Here is a 19,238-nt window from a genome sequence, read left to right on the forward strand (position 1 = left end):
GGTATTGTCCCGCTGTGGAGGGATTTATCATAGATGGGCAATTAACGTCGCTTACTGTTTTCTTTCACAATATCTCATGCCGCCGGCTCAGCAGCTGCCGGCTGCGCTCACTGTTCCGGAATCCAGACCACATCCGATTCCTCATAGGGAATCTCCACATCCACCTTCCCCTGGGAAAGCGGCGCTTCGCTGCGCACCGGCACATAGCCATCCCGGGCTTCTCCCGCCACAATGAACACCGCCGGTCCCTGGAACGTATACACCACCGCCCCGCCGGGATTCGCAAACACCGCCGAAGGCTCAGAGCCATCACGGACAATCAGCGCCGGCGCCTGGAATCCCAGCCGGTACAGAAAACTGGCAGCTTTCTCTCCCCAGTACGGATCAGAAGCGTACATCACATTGATCCCCGAGGCCTTGTCCCCGAACCAGGACCCGTGCCACACATCGTTTTCCGGATTGGCGTATTTCTTCTGCAGCCAGTCCCAGGCATGAGACTGCACACAGGCCTCCAGACTCCCATACCCGCTGGCCGCATCCGGATTTTCATCCACCGCCCCGTGACCGAACACATTGTGATTCACCACCGCATACTCGCTCTGTCCGTACCCGGATTCATTCAGCGCCACCGCAAACATCATCCGGGCATTCAGGTAATCCTCATTCTGCACCCGGGAAAACAGATCACCGGCATCATACAGCACCGACTGATTCGCCTCCACAGGCCAGGACCCGGCCGCCGCATTGATCCCCTGCCGTTCCAGCACCGCATTGCCCTGGGCATTCGTCAGCTCCGACAGACACCGGTGCGGCGTGAACTGCCAGGGATTGTACCAGGGGGCTTCATTCACCGCACTCCCTTCGCCTTCCCGCACAGCCTGGGACATCTCGTAAAAATCCCGGTAAAACCGGTGCCCGTCATACGAATAGTAAAACGCATCTCCGTCAATGAAATCCGGACACCCGCCAATGCTGTAAGCCAGAGGCTCCTGACCATCCAGCCCCGTGGACACCTGATGCACCAGCGAGTCTTCATACCGGCTGTATCCGGACAGAGACAGACTGTCGCTGTAAAAACGCAGGGAAATATCCTGCACATCCACCCAGCCAGTGACCCCTGCCATCATGAATTTCACCCGCCGGCCATCACCGCTTGTCCCCAGATACAGTCCATCCACGCCGTAACTGCCATTCAGATACCCCGGTTCTCCCCGCTCCGTGGTATAGTCTGTATTTTCCGTCACCGGCTTCCCGGAGAAATCCACCACCCCGCTGCGGATCGCCACCACTTTTCCATCCCCGTTCACAATGCACCCCGGCGCCTTCGGATCCAGTTCATTCAGTCTCGACGCCGCAAATCCGAAATGCCGGTACGTCGCGATCTCCTGCGGATCCGCCGAATAGTCAATCACCGTGAACACACCGTTTTCCGTCAGCCGGAACCCCAGCCAGACAACAGCCATGCAAAGCAGGATCACACCCGCTGCCACCACAGACCGTCTGGGCCTGCGCCGGGCCCTGCTGCCGGCTTGCCGTTTTCCTCTTTTCTTCATTCTTTTATTATAAAGAACCCGGGTGCAAAAATCTCTGCAGGCTTTTTCTTCCAATGCGGACCGCTTCCGGCGGTCCTGGCCCCGGCTTCAGCCCGACAGGGCGCATCCCCTGCATGACCCGCCGCTGTATATGGTGCTATCATAGGATAGGTTCAGACTGCCTGCTGTACGCAGCGGGCTGACAATCAACAGACTTGCAGCGCCTGAAGGCGGGAAAGGATGGAATTATATGGCAAAAATGGATGACCGTCTGGAAGGACTTGAACAGCGGTACAATGAAATCTCCGAGCTGATGATGAGCCCGCAGGTTCTGGGAGACCGGAAAACCATGGCGAAACTCGGACGGGAACAAAGTGAACTGACTCCGATCATAGATACGTATCACGAATACAGGGAAGCCAGATCGGCCCTGGAGGATGCCAGGATCCTGGCAGAGGAAGATGACCGGGAGATCCGGGAGATGGCGCAGATGGAAATCGAGGAGCTGGAACCGAAGATTCAGGACTATCTGGATCACCTGGAACTGCTGCTGGTGCCCAGGGACCCCAACGACTCCCACAACGCCTTCATGGAGATCCGCGGTGCAGCCGGGGGCGACGAAGGCAACATCTTTGCGGGGGATCTGTACCGGATGTATGTGAAGTACGCCGAGAGCAAGGGCTGGAAAGTGGAAGTGACGGATGCGGAGGATTCGGAAGCCGGGGGCTATTCACTGATTGCCTTCAAGATCACCGGACAGGGGGTCTACGGTACGCTGAAATTTGAAAGCGGCAGCCACCGTGTCCAGCGGGTTCCGAAGACCGAGAGCCAGGGCCGTATTCAGACTTCCACGGCTACGGTGCTGGTGTATCCGGAGCTGGATGAAGAGGATTTCGATATCGACATGAATGATCTGGAGATCGAAACGATGCGGGCATCCGGTGCCGGCGGTCAGCATGTCAACAAAACCGATTCCGCGGTGCGGATCGTCCACAAGCCCACGGGGATCGTGGTCAAGTGCCAGGATGGCCGGTCCCAGCATGAAAACCGGGCAACTGCCCTGGCGACGATCGCGGCCCGGGTGAAGGAAGAACACCAGCGGGAGCTGGATGAGAAAGCCGGAGCGGAGCGCCGGACGAAAATCGGATCCGGGGACCGGGCGGAAAAGATCCGGACCTACAACTATCCCCAGAACCGGATCACCGATCACCGGATCGGCTACAGCGTGAATCAGCTGGACCGGATGATCGACGGGCGGCTGGATGATCTGATGAATGCCCTGCAGACAGCGGACCAGCAGGCGAAGCTGGCGGGAGAAGAGCTCTGATGCTGCGATATGCCGATCTGCTTCGTGAAGGCCGCAGCCGGCTGCAGGAGCACGGGGATCAGGCAGCGGGTCTGCTGCTGAATGAAATCTGCCGGCAGCATGACATCAATCTGTACACGGTGATGGATGAAGCCATGCCGGAGGAACTGCAGACGGAGTACCTGGAAGGGGTGCACCGGATGGAGAACGGCGAGCCGCTGGATTATGTCCTGGGCTTCACCCCGTTTTACGGCTACGATTTCCTGGTATCGCCGGATGTGCTGATTCCCCGTCCGGAGACCGAGGAACTGGTGGCGCTGGTGCTGCGTCTGTATGACGAATATTTTCCGGATCAGAAAGTCACAGTGTTCGATGTGGGAACCGGATCCGGCGCCATTGGCATTTCCCTGGCGCTGGAAGAACCGGCTTTTACGGTGTACGCCAGCGACATCTCCGAACCGGCGGTGAAGCAGGCGGAGAAAAACCGGGAGAAGCTGGGTGCCAGTGTCCGGTTCTTCACCGGCAGTCTGCTGGAGCCTTACATCCAGGAGGGACTGCACTGCGATATCCTGGTGTGCAATCCCCCGTACATTCCCAGTCAGGAGCAGATCGAACGCTCGGTGCGGGATTTTGAGCCTCATGTGGCGCTGTTCGGCGGTCCGGATGGTCTGAAATTCTACCGCACGCTGTTTGCCCAGGCCAGGGATGTTCTGAAGGACAAGGCGCTGATGGCATTTGAAATGGGCTGGAATCAGGGACAGGCTCTGACGGAGCTGGCGCATGAATACTTTCCGCAGGCTCAGGCACACATTGATCAGGACATCAATGGCAAGGACCGGATGTTCTGGCTTGTGGCTGAACGGTGAATTCCGGAATGCGGACAGGAGAGGAACAGGGATATATGAAATTAAGCAAAAACAGCCCGTGCTGGTGCGGTTCGGGCAAAAAATACAAACACTGCCACGAAAAATTCGATGACATGCTGGCAGTTCTGAAACTCCAGGGCAAGCAGGTCCCGGGACGGGAGCTGATCAAAACCGAGGAGGACATCCGCTATATCAAAAAAGCGGCAAAGATCAACGATGCGGTACTGGATCTGGTGGGCGAGAAAATCCATGCGGGGATGAGCACGGAGGAAATCGATCAGCTGGTCTACGACTACACCACCAGCCACGGGGGAATCCCCGCATGCCTGGGCTATGAGGGATTTCCGAAAAGCTGCTGCACGAGCATCAATGAAGAAGTCTGCCATGGCATTCCCGACAAAAACGTCATTCTTAAGGACGGAGACATCGTGAATGTGGACTGCACGACGATTGTGCATGGTCATTATGCGGATGCCAGCCGGATGTACTGCATCGGCCAGGTGGATCCGGAGGCAAAGCGTCTGGTGGATGTGACAAAACAGTGTCTGGAGGCAGGCATTGCAGCGGTGCGGCCCTGGGGACATTTCGGCGATATCGGCGCGGCGATCCAGGAAGTGGCCCATGCAAACGGCTACAGCGTGGTGACGGATTTCTGCGGTCATGGTGTGGGCAATGATTTCCATGAAGAGCCCTATGTCCACCATGTGGGCATGCGCGGCCGGGGCATGGTCATTGCGCCGGGCATGGTGTTCACCATTGAGCCGATGATCAACCAGGGAACCAGCCGGCTGTACATTGACGAGGACAACGACTGGACGGCGATCACCGAAGACGGCAAGCTCTCCGCCCAGTGGGAACATACGCTGCTGGTGACGGACAAAGGCGTGGAGATCCTGGCAAAATAGGACAGTCACAGGAACAGACGGGAAGACTCTGTCATGGCGGCAGGGTCTTTTTTGATGAACTCGCCTGGGGCTCTGTTTCCGTCAGGCCAAAAGACCGCCAGACATCCACATGCCGGCGGTCTTTCACTTCCAAAAACAAAGGATGATTCTTCTGAATCATCCCCGGATCCATTTGTTCCAGGGAGATCAGGTGCTTTCTCTGATTGTTTCGGGCTTTTTCCTGACTGGTTCGGACAGCTTCTCCGCTTTCTTCATGCCTTCCGGTATCTTTCAACCACTCAGCCGTTTAGATCGCATCCTTTGGCCTGTCCTGTGTCTCTCCTTTTTTCAATCCTTTTCGAATGGTTTTGTCTGCTTTCTTCCGGATGTCTGAATCGGAGAGATTGATTCAGGGGTGGAAACTTCGACTCTGTTCTGACTTTCCGTTTCCCTTTGAGTTTCTTTACACTCTGTCGATTTTACCGTCTTGTCTGACGCGCCCGGCACCGTTTCGGTCCCTGTCGGAAGCAGCGGATCTTTCTGCCTCCCTGCACCCTCAGTATAACAGGCAGATTTTCCAAAAACAGACAGGTGGCCAGCATGGACGGGAATCTGTCCTGAATGGCTGCCTGTTTATGAAAACACTTTCAGAAAATTTGTTGAAAAATAATGGTTTTGTGTTTGACAGGGTCAAAGTCACCGTATATGATTGGACCATACATACAGAACGACATGGCAAAGGCGTCAGAGAAGTGAAATTCCTGACGCCTTTTCGCGTTCAGGGGCTGTATGTGGAAGGAGAATTCCCATGAAACTTCAGGATACCGGGTATACGGCGCAGCAGATCCGCGATCTTGCGTCAAAGTACATGATTGAAACCTATGAACGGTTTGATCTTCTGGCTGAAACAGCAAAAGATCAGTACATCTACGATGAGAAAGGGACTCCCTACCTTGATTTTTATGCAGGTATCGCAGTGAATTCCGCCGGTTCCTGCAATGACAAAGTCGTGAAGACGGTCCAGGAACAGGCAGGACAGCTGATGCATACATTCAACTATCCATACACCATTCCCCAGGCTTTGCTGGCGGAAAAGGTCTGCAGCATCACCGGGTTCGACAAGATCTTCTATCAGAACTCCGGAACGGAAGCCAATGAAGCCATGATCAAAATGGCCCGCAAATATGGCATCGAAAAATACGGTCCCCGCAAATACAAAATCGTCACAGCAAAAATGGGATTCCACGGCCGGACCTTTGGTGCCATGTCCGCCACAGGTCAGCCAGACAACGGCTGCCAGATTGGATTTGGTCCCATGACTGAGGGATTTGTCTATGCGGATTACAACAATCTGGATTCCTTCAAGGCAGCGGTGGACGAAGACACCATTGCCATCATGGTGGAACCGGTTCAGGGAGAAGGCGGTGTGCATCCGGCTACACAGGAATTTCTGCAGGGACTGCGCCAGTTCACAAAGGAAAAGGGAATCCTGCTTCTGCTGGATGAAGTGCAGACCGGCTGGATGCGGACAGGAAAACCCATGAGCTACATGAATTACGGAATTCAGCCAGATATTGTGTCCATGGCCAAGGCGCTGGGAGGCGGGATGCCCATTGGTGCGATTGTGACCACGGAAGAAATCGCGAAAGTCTTCACACCGGGCAGTCACGGTACAACCTTTGGCGGTCATCCTGTGTCCTGTGCAGCGGCTCTGGCAGAAATCGAAGAGCTGCAGGAACGGAAGCTGGATGAAAACGCAGCTGAGATGGGCGCCTATCTGATGGAGCAGCTGACCACGCTTCCTCATGTCAAGGAAGTCAGAGGACAGGGCCTGCTGGTGGGAGCGGAATTTGATGATTCTATTGATGCGACGGATCTGAAGCACCGCTGTGTCGACAAGCATCTGCTGACCACAGCCATTGGCAAGTCGGTCATCCGGCTGGTACCCCCGCTGATCATCACCCGCCAGGACGTGGATCAGGCAGTATCCATCATGCGGGAGGCCCTGGAAGACATCGACCGGGAGCAGAGTGCCTGAGGGAATCTCAGACAGAGAGATAAAACCGGACAGCAGAAATCCGGTTCAGAATACCGCAGTCACAGGGCGGGGAAAGAAGGAAAGAGACATGAAAACAGGTATGAAATTCAGAAAGATGATGATGGCAGCCGCTGCGGGGATGATGATTCTGGCAGGGTGCGGTTCCGGCCAGGGAGAAGAAACCAAAGCCGAATCCGGCAAGGAAGTGCTGAAGGTCGGTGTGGAATGCGCCTATCCGCCCTTCAACTGGACGCAGACAGAGGAAACCACCACCAGCGGCAAGGAAGCGGAGCCGATTTACGGTACCAGTCAGTATGCCTATGGATATGACGTGGCGGTGGCCCAGGAAATGGCCAGGGCACTGGACATGGATCTGGAGGTGCACAAATCAGAATGGGCTTCCATTACCCAGGGCCTGGATGCCGGTGATTACGATGTGATCATTTCCGGTATGGGCCGCACAGCGAAGCGGGAGCAGAGTTATGACTTCACCGATCCGTATTACTACAGGACCAACTGTCTGGTGGTGAAAAAAGGCTCGGGTCTGGAAGAAATCAAGGGCCTGTCCGATCTGGCGGGAAAAAATGTCACGGTGACCACGCAGCTGGGAACTGGATGGGTGGATCTGCTGGATCAGATTCCGGATGCCACGCTGGGTGCCAACTATGAAACCACATCCGAATGTTTCATGGCCGTAAACAACGATGTGGCGGATGTGGTTGTGGTGGATAAACCCACGGCCCGGGCTGCGCTGGCCACAAACCCGGATCTTTCCATTGTGACGCTGGATGAAAACGACAAATTCAAAAACGATGAAGAAATGACCAACATCTGCATCGCGGTCCGCAAAGGTGATGAAGAAACCCTGAAGAAAATGGAAGAAGGACTGGAGAAAATCGGTCTGACGTCCAAAGAAGACATGGACAAGCTGATGGATGAATCCTTCCAGGATGTGCCGGCCAGCACGATTGGCGGCTGATGCCGCCAATCGAGTCCGCCGGTTGAGAGTGGGGCTTCAGGATTACGGTTATTGATCTCTGACGTGCTCAGGATGCCGGCCAGACCAATCAGAGGGCTGAGGCCGCGAATGGCGGCTGCCGGCGAAGAATGAAGCAACAGACAACGGATAGTGGAAATAAGGAGATTCCGCTCATTATGGTGGAATGAAGCAGTAAACGAAGCAGGAGGAAAACATGGCTCAGCCTACAAACACACTGGAATGGATCGCATTCCTGTTCCAGGAATACGGAGAAATGTTCTGGCAGGGAACCCTGGTCACACTGTACATCGCCATCGCAGGTACACTGATTGGGTTTGTCCTGGGATTCGCGCTGGGCGTGATCGGCGACCTGCAGGTCAGTCCGCATGACCCCTGGTACCGCAGGCTGCCGGTGCGGGTGCTGAAATGGATCGGGGATGTGTATATCGAAGTTTTCCGGGATACGCCCATGATCGTGCAGGCCATGGTTCTCTATTATGGACTGCGTTCGGCAGGGATTGAAATCACACCGGTTCCCGCAGCGATCCTGGTCACGGTGCTCAATACCGGCGCCTATATGTCCGAAACCGTCCGGGCGGGGATCAACTCCATCGACCCGGGGCAGCGGGAGGGTGGTCTGGCACTGGGGATGACCTCCATGAAAATCATGGTGAAGGTCATTCTGCCCCAGGCTCTGCGGAACATCATTCCGGAGATGGCCAACATGTTTCTGACCAACCTGAAAATGACATCGGTGCTGAATGTCATCGGTGTGACGGAGCTGTTCATGGTGGCCAAGACCACCGGTGCGGTGTACTACAAATACTTTGAAGCCTATCTGTGCATTGCCCTGATCTATTTCGTTCTCTGCTTCCTGTTCAACCGGCTGTTTCTGATGTTGGAGAAGAAAATGAAGGGCAGGGCAGATTACGCTCTGGCCGTGGAATATATGTCAGATGGAGAATAGAAAGGAGATCAGCATGAAAAAAGCGGCGGTACTAAGTGTCAGGGATCTTTCGAAGAGCTTCGGCAGTCATGAGGTCCTTAAGAAAATCGATCTGGATGTAGCCCCGGGAGAGGTCATCTGTGTCCTGGGATCCTCGGGATCGGGAAAATCCACCTTGCTGCGATGCATCAATCATCTGGAAACACCGACCTCCGGTGAGATCCGTTTTCACGGAAATCCCGTTCAGAAACATGCCAGGGCACTGTCGGATTACCGGTCCCAGGTGGGCATGGTGTTCCAGTCCTTCAACCTCTTCAACAACATGACGGTGCTGGACAACTGCATGGCCGGAACCAGAAACGTTCTGAACCTGAGCAGGGAGGAGGCAAAGAAACGGGCGATTGCCCAGCTGAAAGCAGTGGGTATGGCCCCGTACATCAACGCCAAGCCGGCACAGCTGTCTGGGGGACAGAAACAGCGGGTGGCGATTGCCAGGGGCCTGTGCATGGAGCCGGAGATCCTGCTGTTTGATGAACCCACATCCGCGCTGGATCCGGAGATGGTACAGGGTGTTCTGAATGTCATGCGGGATCTGGCAGAATCCGGTCTGACCATGATCATTGTCACTCATGAAATGGCCTTTGCCCGGGATGTGGCCAGCCGCATCATTTTCATGGATCAGGGATATGTGGCGGAGGACACTGATCCGGAGTCCTTCTTCACTGCGCCGACAACCGGACGCGCCCGGGAATTCCTGTCCCGGTACCGGGAGTCCCAGGCATGAAAGGGCCATTCACTGTGACCTTTGCCCGGGGATTCGGTACTGGAGGTAAGGAAATCGCTTCACGGCTGGCCAGAGAACTGGGCATTCACTGTTACGAAAACCGGATTCTGATCCTGGCCAGTCAGCTCTCCGGCCTGGACCCGGAGCTGTTTGTGGAGGTGGATGAAAAGATCCGGAGCCGCAGCGGGTTTTCCGCATTTCTGGCCGGCATCCCCCGAAGCCGGAAATACATCTCCCGGGATGAACCCTTCGTGGCCGATGAACAGCTCTTCGAATATCAGAAGGAAATCATCGAAAATCTCAACGAGACCGAATCCTGCTGCATCGTGGGCAAATGCGCCAATGACATTCTCCGTCATCGGAACAATGTGCTGTCGGTATACATTGAAGCCCCCCGGGATTACTGTATCCGCCGGACCATGGACAATATGCCGGTGAGCCGGGAAGTGGCAGAGGCCACGATCGAGAAAACCGACCGGTACCGGGCGGAATATTACAGCTTCTACACAGGCGGGAAATCCTGGACAGATCCGGTGGCTTATGATCTGACCATCAACAGCGCCCGCATGGGGATTGAAGGAAGTGTCCAGCTGATTCTGGCTGCACTGAGATTACGGGGGTTTATTGAATGAGCGAAACAGAGAAGATCCAGACCATCCTGTGGCAGGTGCCGAAACAGGTGATCTCCGGTCCCGGGTCCATGAAGGAAACAGCCGGACTGGTTCAGGGGACCATGAAACATCCTCTGGTAGTGACCGGACCTCATCTGCACAAAGCCGGTCTCATCGCCCCGGTGCTGGAGAGTCTGGAACAGGCAGGCATTCGCTTCACTGTGTTTCATGAAACCGAGTCCGATCCATCCATTCAGACTGTGGAGAAGATCCGGGATCTGTATAACGAGAATGCCTGCGACGGACTCATCGCTGCAGGTGGCGGCTCGGTGCTGGATGCGGCAAAGGCAGCGGCGGTGCTGATCAGTCAGGGTGGACGGCTACAGGACTATGAAGGATCCAGGAAGGTTTCACCGCTGAAGATGACGCTCCTGGTGATTCCAGCCACGGCGGGAACCGGCAGCGAAGTCACACCCTTTGCGGTGATCAGCGACCATGAACGACAGGTGAAGATGACGGTTTCCTCTCCTTTTCTGATACCGGACCTTGTGGTTCTGGACCCGGATCTGCTGGCCAATGTTCCCACCGGTCTGGCAGCGGCCACTGGGATGGATGCTCTGATTCACGCGCTGGAGTCCTTTGTTTCCCGCCATGGCGATTTCATTTCTGATGCCTTTGCCCGGCGGGCACTGGAGAAAATCGGGGGCAGCCTGGTGCGGTTTGTGGAGACCGGAGACAAAGAGTCTGCCAGGGAGATGATGGAGGGATCTTTCCTGGCCGGCTGTGCCTTCTCCCTGTCCCGCCTTGGTCTGGTGCACGCCATGAGCCATCCGCTTTCGGCGCATTACGGCATTCCCCATGGAGTCGCCAATGCTCTGCTTCTGCCGGAGGTGATCCGCTTCAATGAACAGGCGGCAGCCCGGAAGTATCGGGAAGCAGCCGATCTGCTAGGGGTGCCGGAAGACACAAGTCTGGCAGACTGGGTCACAGATTTGAACAGCCGTCTGGAAATTAAAATGAAATGGAAGATCAGCGAGGCGGATCTGCCGGTTCTGATCAGAGATACCATGATCTCCGGCAATGTGCAGGCCAATCCCCGCGAGGCTTCAGCCGATGATGTAAATTCGATATACAACGTACTGATTTCAGCTTATCAGGCATAAGTGAAGCGAAACTGATATAAAAATCCGCATAGATATGACCGCTGAAAACCGGCGGTTTTTCATATGATTGGGATATCCATCGTTCATATCCGGTCATATCTGTCGGTTTTCAGGTGGGAAATGCTGTCTGAAAGCAGGAAAATGGGAAGAAATGCAGATATAATCCAGCAAAGGTTGGAAGAAATGAGGCTATATTTTATGATGGTTTAAGGAGATAAGAATATGAGAATCTGTATTGTGGAAGACAACCGGGATCTGGCAGAAGCCCTACGGGATGCCCTGGATCCGGAGGACTGTCAGCTGTGTTTTACCTGCAGCCAGGGACTGGCGGAATATGAAAAAGGATGGGATCTGCTGATGCTGGATGTTCGGCTGCCGGATGGAAGCGGTCTGGACATTGCCCGGGCTGCCCGGATTTCCAGTGATGTACCCATCCTGTTTCTGTCCAGCGATCAGGCGGAAACCACCATGCTGGAGGCCTTCGAGTCCGGCTGTGATGACTACATCGTCAAGCCGGTGCGGCTGGCGGTGCTGAGGAAGAAAGTACAGGCGCTGCTGCAGCGAAGCGGGTACTGTGACAAGCTGCGGTTTCAAGATGTAATCCTGCATCCTGAAAAACGGCTCCTGGAAAAAGGGAATCATCAGCTTTCCCTGTCCCCAACGGAAACCGCATTGCTGCGGGGTCTGTTTCGGCATCCCTGTCAGACAGAGACTCTGATCCGCTTCGTGCGGCAGGACACCAGCCGGGACATCTCCCTGGAGACTTTCAGTTCCCGGCTGTCCACGCTGAAAAAGAAACTGGGTGTGTTTGATCTGACCATCACCGGCCGGAGAAATACCGGCTATCAGCTGGAGGGATTGTGAAGCGGAAAACATATTTTATTCTGTGGGGACTGCTTCTGGGGCTTTGCTTTTTGTTCTGGATAGCAAGCCTTGTCGCCCGATTGTTTCAGGTAGCTTTTTCCAAAAATCCTGTAGCGGTGCTGTTCTACCCCGAACTTCATCAATATAGTGCAGTGGCTGCTGGATATGGCGAATATGCCTGGGTGACTGTACTTCTCTCTCTGATGGATATCCGCTTCTGGCTCCTGATTTTTGTGTTGGTACTGGGATTGGTGACCCTGGTAATCAGAGGACGGAAAAGCCGGGAACAAGTCAGGAAGCAGGAACAGGAATGTCAAAACCTGAACCAGCAGATTATCCGACTGCAGGGGATGCTGAATGCCCAGGAGAAGGATGCGATGATCCGCCTGGAAACAGCCGAGAACCTGGCACATCAGCTCAAATCATCCTTGAACAGTTTGTGGCTCCGGATGGAACTGTCCGGGATGAATGAACAGCTGGAGGAAACACTGAATCATATGAACAGCCAGCTGGAAGGGTTTCTGAATATTTCAACGGTTCATTATAATGACCGGCAACTCTGCATGGAGCTGGTTTCGTTGAAAGAGATCATTGTGCAGGAGGTTATGCCCGAGCTTTCGGGGTATACCGGTGAACTGGATATGAATATGATGTCTGGCTGGCTGTACGGTGATCGACAGATGCTGAGGCAGGCAGTGGAGACACTTCTGGTCAATGCCCTGCGGCACAGCAACCAGGTGACTGTCTTATTGACAGAAACAGCAACTGGACTCTGCCTGGAAATCCGGAACAGAACTTCCGGGACTTCATTGCCGCCAGAAAAGCGTTATGCCAGCAGGGAACCTGGACATTACGGGATTGGACTGGATCTGGCCAGAACGGCAGCCCGGGAACATCTGGGAAAGCTGACCCTTTCGCTGGAAAATGGAGTATTTGCAGCCAGACTCTGTCTGCCGGTTCATCCCTGGGAAACTCCCGATTGCAACGTTTCTGAAAAACCAGACTGATTTACTGAAGCCGGAGGTGAAATCATGGAAGAATTTGCAGTGCAGGCAGAGGGTATCTGGAAAACCTATGGGGATAGAACGGTTAAAACCAATGCGTTGCAGAGCTGTTCTCTGCAGGTAAAACCCGGTGAGTTTGTTTCAATCATTGGACCCAGTGGGTCTGGAAAATCCACACTGCTTCATTGTCTGGCTGGGCTGATCACACCGGAAAAGGGAACCATTCGCGTTGGCGGACAGCAGATTGATACGATGACAGAAGAACAACGGTCGGATTTCCGCCTTAGCCACATTGGACTGGTGTTTCAGTTTTATTCCTTGGTACAGGAACTGACCATTGAGGAAAATCTCCGGCTGCCGTTTGAGGTGAATGGAAACAAGCCGGATACGGAGTTTCTGGAGGAGCTGAAAGACCGGCTGGAGATCAGGGAACTGGATCATAAATATCCCCGGGAATGCTCCGGTGGGCAGCAGCAGCGGGTGGCCATTGCCCGGGCACTTTCCACGAAACCAGTCCTGCTTCTGGCAGACGAGCCAACAGGGAATCTGGATTCTCAGAATGCCAGACACGTGTTCGGATTGTTGAAGGAATGCCAGAGAATCTGGAATCAGACAGTCATCATGGTCACTCACGACCTGTCTCTGGCCAAACAGGCAGACCGGATGCTGGTTCTGCAGGACGGGAAAATTCAGTATGCGGAACAGTAGATTCCGGTATTTCTCCCGGAACCGGAAGCTGCAGCTGAAGTGCTTTCTCGTTTTTCTAGGAGGCTTTCTCTGCCTGAGCCTGGCGGTTTCTGTTCAATGCGGATTATGGCAAACCCGTCTGGAGACAGCCAGAGAACAGTATGGTCTGTGGCAGGGAATGCGGCTGGATGTAAATGAGGCAGATTCTGAGATTCTGAAAAACCATCAGCTGCTGACATGTGTTGGAACAGAGGAGATTTACGGTGCCCTGGAGACAGAAGGAGAGTCCTTTCTGATGGGATCCGCAGATGATTCCTTCTGGGAGCTTGCCCGGTTTCATCTGATTCAGGGAGCACTTCCGGAAACAGGGGAAGAAATCCTGGTAGAGACGCAGGTTCTGGACCGGCTGGGTCTCAGCTACGATCCGGGTCAGACAATCACCGGCAACATTCAGAATGAAGAGAGGACATTCACTGTTGCGGGAGTCATCGATAATTATTCTGCCCTCTGGATCAGCAGTGACAGGCAGCCTGCGGTGTTTGCAGGGCCAGGAACAGGCCTGCAGCCTGTGAGTCAACATATGTTTGTCCGCGGTACAGATCCCCGTGTCATGGATGATCTGAAGCAGGCCATGCCGCTGCTGATTCGGAATATTCATGTTCAGGAGCTGTGGAATCCATTTTCGCCGGAAAACGCAGCCTGGACTGTGCTCATGGCAGCAGCCCTGGGTGGCTCAGGTTTCCTGATTCTGACAATTCTTCACAAATGGCTGGACAGTCATCGTCATGATTTGCTGGTGATGAAAAGTCTGGGAGTCTCCAGCAAAAAACTGTTCCGGGATATGGCCCGGCTCATGATTCGGGCTTCGTTTGGGGCTTCTCTGATGGCTCTGGTACCGGGACTGGTGATGCACTGGCCATGGAAAGTCATGCTGATTACAGCCGCTATCATGGCAGGAGAGACTGCTGGATTGTGTCTGTTGCTTTATCTGGAAATTTCCCGGATTCCCACTGTGGTGAATGCGTCTGCTGAAGGGATGGCGAGGATCCCGAAATCCCGGAAGCCGATGAAAAAGGTCACACCAGGATATCTGGGACTGCGTTTTATGAGATCACAAACGAACAGTCTGGCTGTGTTTATTTTGACAAGCAGTCTGCTGGCAGGTGCTCTGACTGGGTCTGTTCTTTCACTGACTGAAACCTGGCAGTATGAAACCTGGCTGCAGGAGAAACCGGATTTTCTTCTTTCCCTGGATCCTCCTTCCATTCAGACGTTCGAAGTAAATGATGTACTCAAAGATATGGTGGAAAAGCTGGAAGAAGACAACCGCTTCAAAGATGTGGCCAGCAGTTTTGTGCAGGCTGGTGGTTGGATGATGCCGGTTAGACAGAATTCTGTATTGGAGCAGATTCGAAAAGACTCATCCATCCGTGATTTTTCCCGGTCCACACTGCTGTTTCCTTCAGAAAAACCGGACTGGCAGCGGGTTTCCATGATTGAACGGCAGGGGCTGGATCTGTCCCAGGTGGAGAATCTGGACCGGGAACTGTGGGAAAGCGGAGAAGGGGTGATTCTCTATGCACCGGATTTTTCTGTTCAGGATGGTGATTTGTGGCTGGCAGAAGATCTGGAAGATCCGCCGGCAATCATGAAAGAAACTGGATACAAGACTGGCGATACAATTGAGCTCATGAAACCTGATGGGGAACGTATCCAGGCCAGGATTGCAGGAATCCTGAGAAAGCGGATGCCGGAGATGTGGTTTGATGAACTGCTTAGTTCCTGCTTTGCCTACACCTTCTTTGCCGGGCCGGGATTTCTGGATTATCCGGTCAATCGGGTTCATGTCCGACTGAATGATGATGTAAGCAGAAAAACGGCAGGGGTGAGTCTGGCTGCCATGGCTCATGAAAAAGATGTGTACCTGAGCAACGAAAGCGCGGTGAAGCAGCAGGGAATGGAGCTGTTCAACAGTGAAGAAACCATGTACGGAGTGCTTGTATGTATTCTGTTTCTGGCACTGATCTGGGTGCAGTTCCATGGACTGACCAATCTGCAGACAGCTTTGGCAGACTTTTGCCACCGGCTGATTCTGGCGGGATCAGGGACCAGAGCGGCGGAAAAAGCCGGAGCACTGGTGAGGTGGATGGTTTGTATCTGTCTTCTGATGGGAACGTTGGGATTCAGTTTGCTGATTTGCTGGATACATTTGCGATTTCCTGTGAATGAGACACTTCTTCGAATGATATTTCCGTTTTTGTTCATCCAGCAGAACCCTGTGGGAATTCTGCGATTGGATGTCCAGATTGGATTGTGGCTGATTCCACTGGTTCTGCTGGGAGAGGGACTTTTGGCGACAGGAGAAATGGCTTTGATCAGAAAGAGAAGAAAGACGTGATTCTGCAATGTTTCTGTAATCTTTACGGATTAGTGTTGAAACAACAGAAAGGAGAGTTAGATATGAAAACTCTTAAGAAGGTGCTTCTCAGTAGTATGTTGGCAATTTCCGGAATGGGCATTATGCCGATTGCAGCGGCTGATGATAGTTCAATGATTGTGCCACACAATGTCGAAACCTGGTATGGAGAAAACGCTGGGACTGTACAGGGCTATTATGTTAAGGTCGCTGCAACGATGACCTATGCAAATGGTAACTGGAGCTGCAGAGGATGGCTTCTGGATGCCAGCAGTTCTGCAGTAAGCGTTACAGGGGCCCTTATGACACCTGGAAGCAATATTGTCAGTGTGTATATTAGTATTAACGGGGTTCCTACACACAGTTGCATTTGGGTAACTGTCAGTCCCAGATGAGTTTCATGAATTCAATTATTTGAATGTATATGATTAAATAGCCTAATAAATGAATGACAGGGGCAGATATTTTGATGACCCTGTCATTCATTAGCTGGAAGATACAGGGAGATATCTGTATGAACAGATGGAGTGCTGTGTTTGTCCAGCGAACCGTCATGATGTTGACAGCTATCGCATTGTTGTCCGGCTGTGCCTCGGGGACCGGCAGCAAACTGAATCAGGAGTCCTCTGTTGTCCTGTCTTTCGATGAAATGGCTGAACAGGCTGCCCGCATGCAGGGACGGTCAGAAGCGGAAATCCGGCAGGAGTGCAGAGAAGCAGGAATATCGGAGACGACGGACTGTATCCGGTTGATGATTCCGGTCCCTTCCATGGAAGAATACAGCCCAAGGGGCATTCACGTGTATTGCCAGGGATCTGATCAGAATGATTCGATGGCTTGTGATCATATTGTGACGGCTGCTTTGGACAGACAGGATGCTGATGGAGGAGCTTCCAGAGAGTTTGCCGGGAACGTGTATCTGAATCTGATTGATGTGCAGACAATTGACTGGAGCGTGAATGGTGATTTCTACAGCCATGGAACTACGACAGCTTTTCCCGGTGACAGCCTGGATCCAGAGAAATCAACATCCATCGCTCTGGAGGTCTCCTCATCCTCCGGCTATATTGGGTATTACAATGAAAGCGGACGATATTATCTAGGGAATGAGGAATAGTCTGGTCTTCTGATCTTGGATACAATCACCATAAAACTTGAGCTGCTGTTTTTTCATTCTGCTCTGGGATGGAATAATCTGGCAGCTTTTTTCCTGGCCTGAAGGTCCAGATTAATAGGCTGCCAGCTGACAATTTGAATCAATTTAGCTCTATTGAGTCAATCGATTGAATTGATTTGCTGAAATTGATTCATCTTAATCATTGGAATCAGACCACTTCAGACACATTGATATGGCGGGTTTCCCAAATCGGTAAACCTGCCATATCAATGAAACAGGATCTTCTCTACAAAAGGGCCATTGATTGTTATAGTTTATTTATGAAAATTCTGGTTATAGAAGACAATTTCGAATTTGCACTTGGATTACGACACATTCTTACAGAACATCAGGTCGATATCTGCTGTACGCTGCAGCAGGCAGAAAACGAGAACCTTAAGTCCTATGACATCTTCATTGTTGATCTGAACCTTCCTGACGGAAATGGTCTGGATATCATTCAGTACATCCGGGAATTCACTGGGCATCCGATTCTGATCATCAGCGGTTGCAATGAGGAATCAACCATTATTGAGGGATATCGGAAAGGAATTGATGATTATATCGTAAAACCGATCCTGCCAAATATACTTCAGGAGAAAATAAATGCTATTGGCCGAAACCGGGGACTTCAGAATACATCCATTGTGTTTCAGGGGACTTATTGTCTGGATGTGGAAAAAAGAACAATCAATGACCTGCCTTTGACAGGAACGGAAACGGCTATTCTTCGATCCCTGTTCCTGAGTGACTCCAATTATATTTCCTATGACTGCCTGACTCGAAATCTTTCCAGAGAATTCCCTGTCTCTTCGCTGAGCAGTCGGATGACAGAACTGAAAAAGAAGATTTCTGAAATTGGCCTGTGCATTACTGGGAGAAAGAATACAGGTTACAGCCTGGAAAGAGTGAACAATGAATCATCTTAGAAGTCTGGCTGTTGTCATGGATGTCATTGTGCTGGCTGTTGGACTTGTGTGTCTGAATGAACCGGGAATACAGACTCGGAATTTATGGACATCAGGTTCTCTCAAGGCACTGCTTATTGTGTTTGTGCTGTCCATGCTCCTGCATATCTGTATGGTTTTCACGGAGAAAACACGGAACAGAGAAATTGAAAATAAACAAATTCTGCAGGAACAGAGAATCAGAGAATTGCAGGCCCATCTGCGGCTGCAGAAAGAAACGGAAGAGTACCGGAAACAATCCTGTGAAAATGTGGCACATCAGATGAAGACACAGCTGAGCACAGCTCTTTTGTATACCGGCGGATGTCCGCAGGCAGGCAAACTGCAGGAATCGCTGCAGAATGCATTTGCGATCGCAGACAGTTTCATTGCTGCTTCTTCCTGTCTTCCATCTGCAGCGGAATATCACTACCAGATAGCAAGAATTGATCAGATTCTGCAGGATGCTGTTTTGCAGCTTGCGGAATTTGCTGATCAGAAACATATCTCACTTGTCCTTGAGAATCTGGATCCGGTGGAAATCGCTGTGGATCAAAACAGTCTGCTGCAGGCTTTCAAGACTTTGATTGAAAATTCCATACAGAATTGCCCAGTCAGAACTGATATACATGTGTCAGGGAAAGTATCCGGAAACAGATACGTGATTCGTTTTCTGAATCCGGGTCATCTCACACAGGGTATGTCCAAACGATATTCCAGCACCGGCTCCGGGCATTATGGAATTGGCCTTTCCATGGCTCAGCAAATTGTCATGCGCCATTTCGGTGAAATAACCATCAATCAGGTCTCAGATCAGGTTGAAATCCGGATCAGTCTTCTGATCCACAAACTGGAAAATTTGAATCGGGAATGAAATGAACATAGAGTTGAATAATGTGAGGGTCAAGATCCGAAAACTTGGAATTGTACAGGACTGCAGTCTTCATCTTCCGGCAGGCAGCTTTACAGCAATCATTGGACCATGCGGTTCCGGAAAATCAAGGCGCTCTAAACTTTGGTGAGGTTCCGACTCTCACATCCTGTACACTTGGATG

General features: G+C 52.5%; 19 protein-coding genes. 18 read left to right on the plus strand and 1 reads right to left on the minus strand.

What is annotated here, in order from left to right:
* Positions 1-107 precede the first annotated feature (107 nt).
* Positions 108-1,553 carry a glucosaminidase domain-containing protein gene (locus tag QZ305_RS09840; protein ID WP_294731654.1) on the minus strand — a complete coding sequence of 482 codons (1,446 nt, stop codon included), beginning with the start codon at positions 1,551-1,553 and terminating at the stop codon, positions 108-110.
* A gap of 229 nt (positions 1,554-1,782) precedes the next feature.
* Between QZ305_RS09840 and prfA the strand changes: the two genes are divergently transcribed.
* The 18 genes from prfA (at position 1,783) to QZ305_RS09930 (ending at position 19,057) form a co-directional block, all read left to right on the plus strand.
* Complete coding sequence (gene prfA, locus QZ305_RS09845) at positions 1,783-2,859, plus strand: peptide chain release factor 1 (RefSeq protein ID WP_294731656.1); 1,077 nt, start codon at positions 1,783-1,785, stop codon at positions 2,857-2,859.
* On the plus strand, positions 2,859-3,704 hold the full coding sequence (prmC, locus tag QZ305_RS09850; RefSeq protein WP_294731658.1) for a peptide chain release factor N(5)-glutamine methyltransferase: 846 nt from the start codon (positions 2,859-2,861) through the stop codon (positions 3,702-3,704). The genes prfA and prmC overlap by 1 nt, the downstream gene beginning before the upstream one ends.
* Positions 3,705-3,739: 35 nt before the next feature.
* Positions 3,740-4,609: a type I methionyl aminopeptidase gene (gene map, locus QZ305_RS09855; RefSeq protein ID WP_294731659.1), complete on the plus strand. Its 870-nt coding sequence runs from the start codon at positions 3,740-3,742 to the stop codon at positions 4,607-4,609.
* A 365-nt stretch (positions 4,610-4,974) separates the two neighbouring features.
* Positions 4,975-5,400: a hypothetical protein gene (locus QZ305_RS09860; RefSeq protein ID WP_294731661.1), complete on the plus strand. Its 426-nt coding sequence runs from the start codon at positions 4,975-4,977 to the stop codon at positions 5,398-5,400.
* A complete protein-coding gene (locus QZ305_RS09865; RefSeq protein ID WP_294731663.1) occupies positions 5,397-6,626 on the plus strand; it encodes an aspartate aminotransferase family protein in 1,230 nt (409 codons plus the stop codon). Before QZ305_RS09860 ends, QZ305_RS09865 begins: the two co-directional genes overlap by 4 nt.
* A 100-nt stretch (positions 6,627-6,726) precedes the next feature.
* Positions 6,727-7,605, plus strand: a complete 879-nt coding sequence (locus tag QZ305_RS09870; protein WP_294731665.1) for a transporter substrate-binding domain-containing protein — start codon at positions 6,727-6,729, stop codon at positions 7,603-7,605.
* Positions 7,606-7,819: 214 nt separating this feature from the next.
* On the plus strand, positions 7,820-8,572 hold the full coding sequence (locus QZ305_RS09875; protein ID WP_294731667.1) for an amino acid ABC transporter permease: 753 nt from the start codon (positions 7,820-7,822) through the stop codon (positions 8,570-8,572).
* Positions 8,573-8,585: 13 nt separating this feature from the next.
* Positions 8,586-9,335, plus strand: coding sequence for an amino acid ABC transporter ATP-binding protein (locus QZ305_RS09880; RefSeq protein ID WP_294731669.1), 750 nt, complete (start codon positions 8,586-8,588; stop codon positions 9,333-9,335).
* Positions 9,332-9,967 (plus strand): AAA family ATPase, encoded by a 636-nt coding sequence (locus tag QZ305_RS09885; RefSeq protein WP_294731672.1) that lies wholly within the window; start codon positions 9,332-9,334, stop codon positions 9,965-9,967. The genes QZ305_RS09880 and QZ305_RS09885 overlap by 4 nt, the downstream gene beginning before the upstream one ends.
* Positions 9,964-11,109, plus strand: coding sequence for an iron-containing alcohol dehydrogenase family protein (locus tag QZ305_RS09890; RefSeq protein ID WP_294731675.1), 1,146 nt, complete (start codon positions 9,964-9,966; stop codon positions 11,107-11,109). Before QZ305_RS09885 ends, QZ305_RS09890 begins: the two co-directional genes overlap by 4 nt.
* A gap of 222 nt (positions 11,110-11,331) precedes the next feature.
* A complete protein-coding gene (locus tag QZ305_RS09895) occupies positions 11,332-11,973 on the plus strand; it encodes a response regulator transcription factor (RefSeq protein WP_294731677.1) in 642 nt (213 codons plus the stop codon).
* A gap of 152 nt (positions 11,974-12,125) precedes the next feature.
* On the plus strand, positions 12,126-12,980 hold the full coding sequence (locus tag QZ305_RS09900; RefSeq protein WP_294731679.1) for a sensor histidine kinase KdpD: 855 nt from the start codon (positions 12,126-12,128) through the stop codon (positions 12,978-12,980).
* A gap of 24 nt (positions 12,981-13,004) precedes the next feature.
* Positions 13,005-13,685, plus strand: a complete 681-nt coding sequence (locus QZ305_RS09905) for an ABC transporter ATP-binding protein (protein WP_294731680.1) — start codon at positions 13,005-13,007, stop codon at positions 13,683-13,685.
* Positions 13,672-16,062 carry a hypothetical protein gene (locus QZ305_RS09910; RefSeq protein WP_294731681.1) on the plus strand — a complete coding sequence of 797 codons (2,391 nt, stop codon included), beginning with the start codon at positions 13,672-13,674 and terminating at the stop codon, positions 16,060-16,062. Before QZ305_RS09905 ends, QZ305_RS09910 begins: the two co-directional genes overlap by 14 nt.
* A gap of 62 nt (positions 16,063-16,124) precedes the next feature.
* Positions 16,125-16,475, plus strand: coding sequence for a hypothetical protein (locus QZ305_RS09915; protein ID WP_294731682.1), 351 nt, complete (start codon positions 16,125-16,127; stop codon positions 16,473-16,475).
* Between the two features lie 119 nt (positions 16,476-16,594).
* Entirely contained in the window at positions 16,595-17,197 is a 603-nt protein-coding gene (locus QZ305_RS09920; RefSeq protein ID WP_294731683.1) for a hypothetical protein, read from the plus strand.
* A 320-nt stretch (positions 17,198-17,517) separates the two neighbouring features.
* On the plus strand, positions 17,518-18,165 hold the full coding sequence (locus QZ305_RS09925) for a response regulator transcription factor (RefSeq protein ID WP_294731685.1): 648 nt from the start codon (positions 17,518-17,520) through the stop codon (positions 18,163-18,165).
* 490 nt (positions 18,166-18,655) lie between these two features.
* Positions 18,656-19,057 (plus strand): ATP-binding protein, encoded by a 402-nt coding sequence (locus QZ305_RS09930; RefSeq protein WP_294731686.1) that lies wholly within the window; start codon positions 18,656-18,658, stop codon positions 19,055-19,057.
* Positions 19,058-19,238 lie beyond the last annotated feature (181 nt).

Origin of the sequence: uncultured Faecalibaculum sp., from assembly GCF_910588395.1 — a bacterium.
Lineage (GTDB): Bacteria > Bacillota_I > Bacilli_A > Erysipelotrichales > Erysipelotrichaceae > Faecalibaculum.

What these genes read in the sequence shown, in the direction of transcription:
- QZ305_RS09840 (WP_294731654.1), bottom strand. Translation starts at nt 1,553, where the DNA reads ATGAAGAAAAGAGGAAAACGGCAAGCCGGCAGCAGGGCCCGGCGCAGG.
- prfA (WP_294731656.1), top strand. Translation starts at nt 1,783, where the DNA reads ATGGCAAAAATGGATGACCGTCTGGAAGGACTTGAACAGCGGTACAAT.
- prmC (WP_294731658.1), top strand. Translation starts at nt 2,859, where the DNA reads ATGCTGCGATATGCCGATCTGCTTCGTGAAGGCCGCAGCCGGCTGCAG.
- map (WP_294731659.1), top strand. Translation starts at nt 3,740, where the DNA reads ATGAAATTAAGCAAAAACAGCCCGTGCTGGTGCGGTTCGGGCAAAAAA.
- QZ305_RS09860 (WP_294731661.1), top strand. Translation starts at nt 4,975, where the DNA reads ATGTCTGAATCGGAGAGATTGATTCAGGGGTGGAAACTTCGACTCTGT.
- QZ305_RS09865 (WP_294731663.1), top strand. Translation starts at nt 5,397, where the DNA reads ATGAAACTTCAGGATACCGGGTATACGGCGCAGCAGATCCGCGATCTT.
- QZ305_RS09870 (WP_294731665.1), top strand. Translation starts at nt 6,727, where the DNA reads ATGAAATTCAGAAAGATGATGATGGCAGCCGCTGCGGGGATGATGATT.
- QZ305_RS09875 (WP_294731667.1), top strand. Translation starts at nt 7,820, where the DNA reads ATGGCTCAGCCTACAAACACACTGGAATGGATCGCATTCCTGTTCCAG.
- QZ305_RS09880 (WP_294731669.1), top strand. Translation starts at nt 8,586, where the DNA reads ATGAAAAAAGCGGCGGTACTAAGTGTCAGGGATCTTTCGAAGAGCTTC.
- QZ305_RS09885 (WP_294731672.1), top strand. Translation starts at nt 9,332, where the DNA reads ATGAAAGGGCCATTCACTGTGACCTTTGCCCGGGGATTCGGTACTGGA.
- QZ305_RS09890 (WP_294731675.1), top strand. Translation starts at nt 9,964, where the DNA reads ATGAGCGAAACAGAGAAGATCCAGACCATCCTGTGGCAGGTGCCGAAA.
- QZ305_RS09895 (WP_294731677.1), top strand. Translation starts at nt 11,332, where the DNA reads ATGAGAATCTGTATTGTGGAAGACAACCGGGATCTGGCAGAAGCCCTA.
- QZ305_RS09905 (WP_294731680.1), top strand. Translation starts at nt 13,005, where the DNA reads ATGGAAGAATTTGCAGTGCAGGCAGAGGGTATCTGGAAAACCTATGGG.
- QZ305_RS09910 (WP_294731681.1), top strand. Translation starts at nt 13,672, where the DNA reads ATGCGGAACAGTAGATTCCGGTATTTCTCCCGGAACCGGAAGCTGCAG.
- QZ305_RS09915 (WP_294731682.1), top strand. Translation starts at nt 16,125, where the DNA reads ATGAAAACTCTTAAGAAGGTGCTTCTCAGTAGTATGTTGGCAATTTCC.
- QZ305_RS09920 (WP_294731683.1), top strand. Translation starts at nt 16,595, where the DNA reads ATGAACAGATGGAGTGCTGTGTTTGTCCAGCGAACCGTCATGATGTTG.
- QZ305_RS09925 (WP_294731685.1), top strand. Translation starts at nt 17,518, where the DNA reads ATGAAAATTCTGGTTATAGAAGACAATTTCGAATTTGCACTTGGATTA.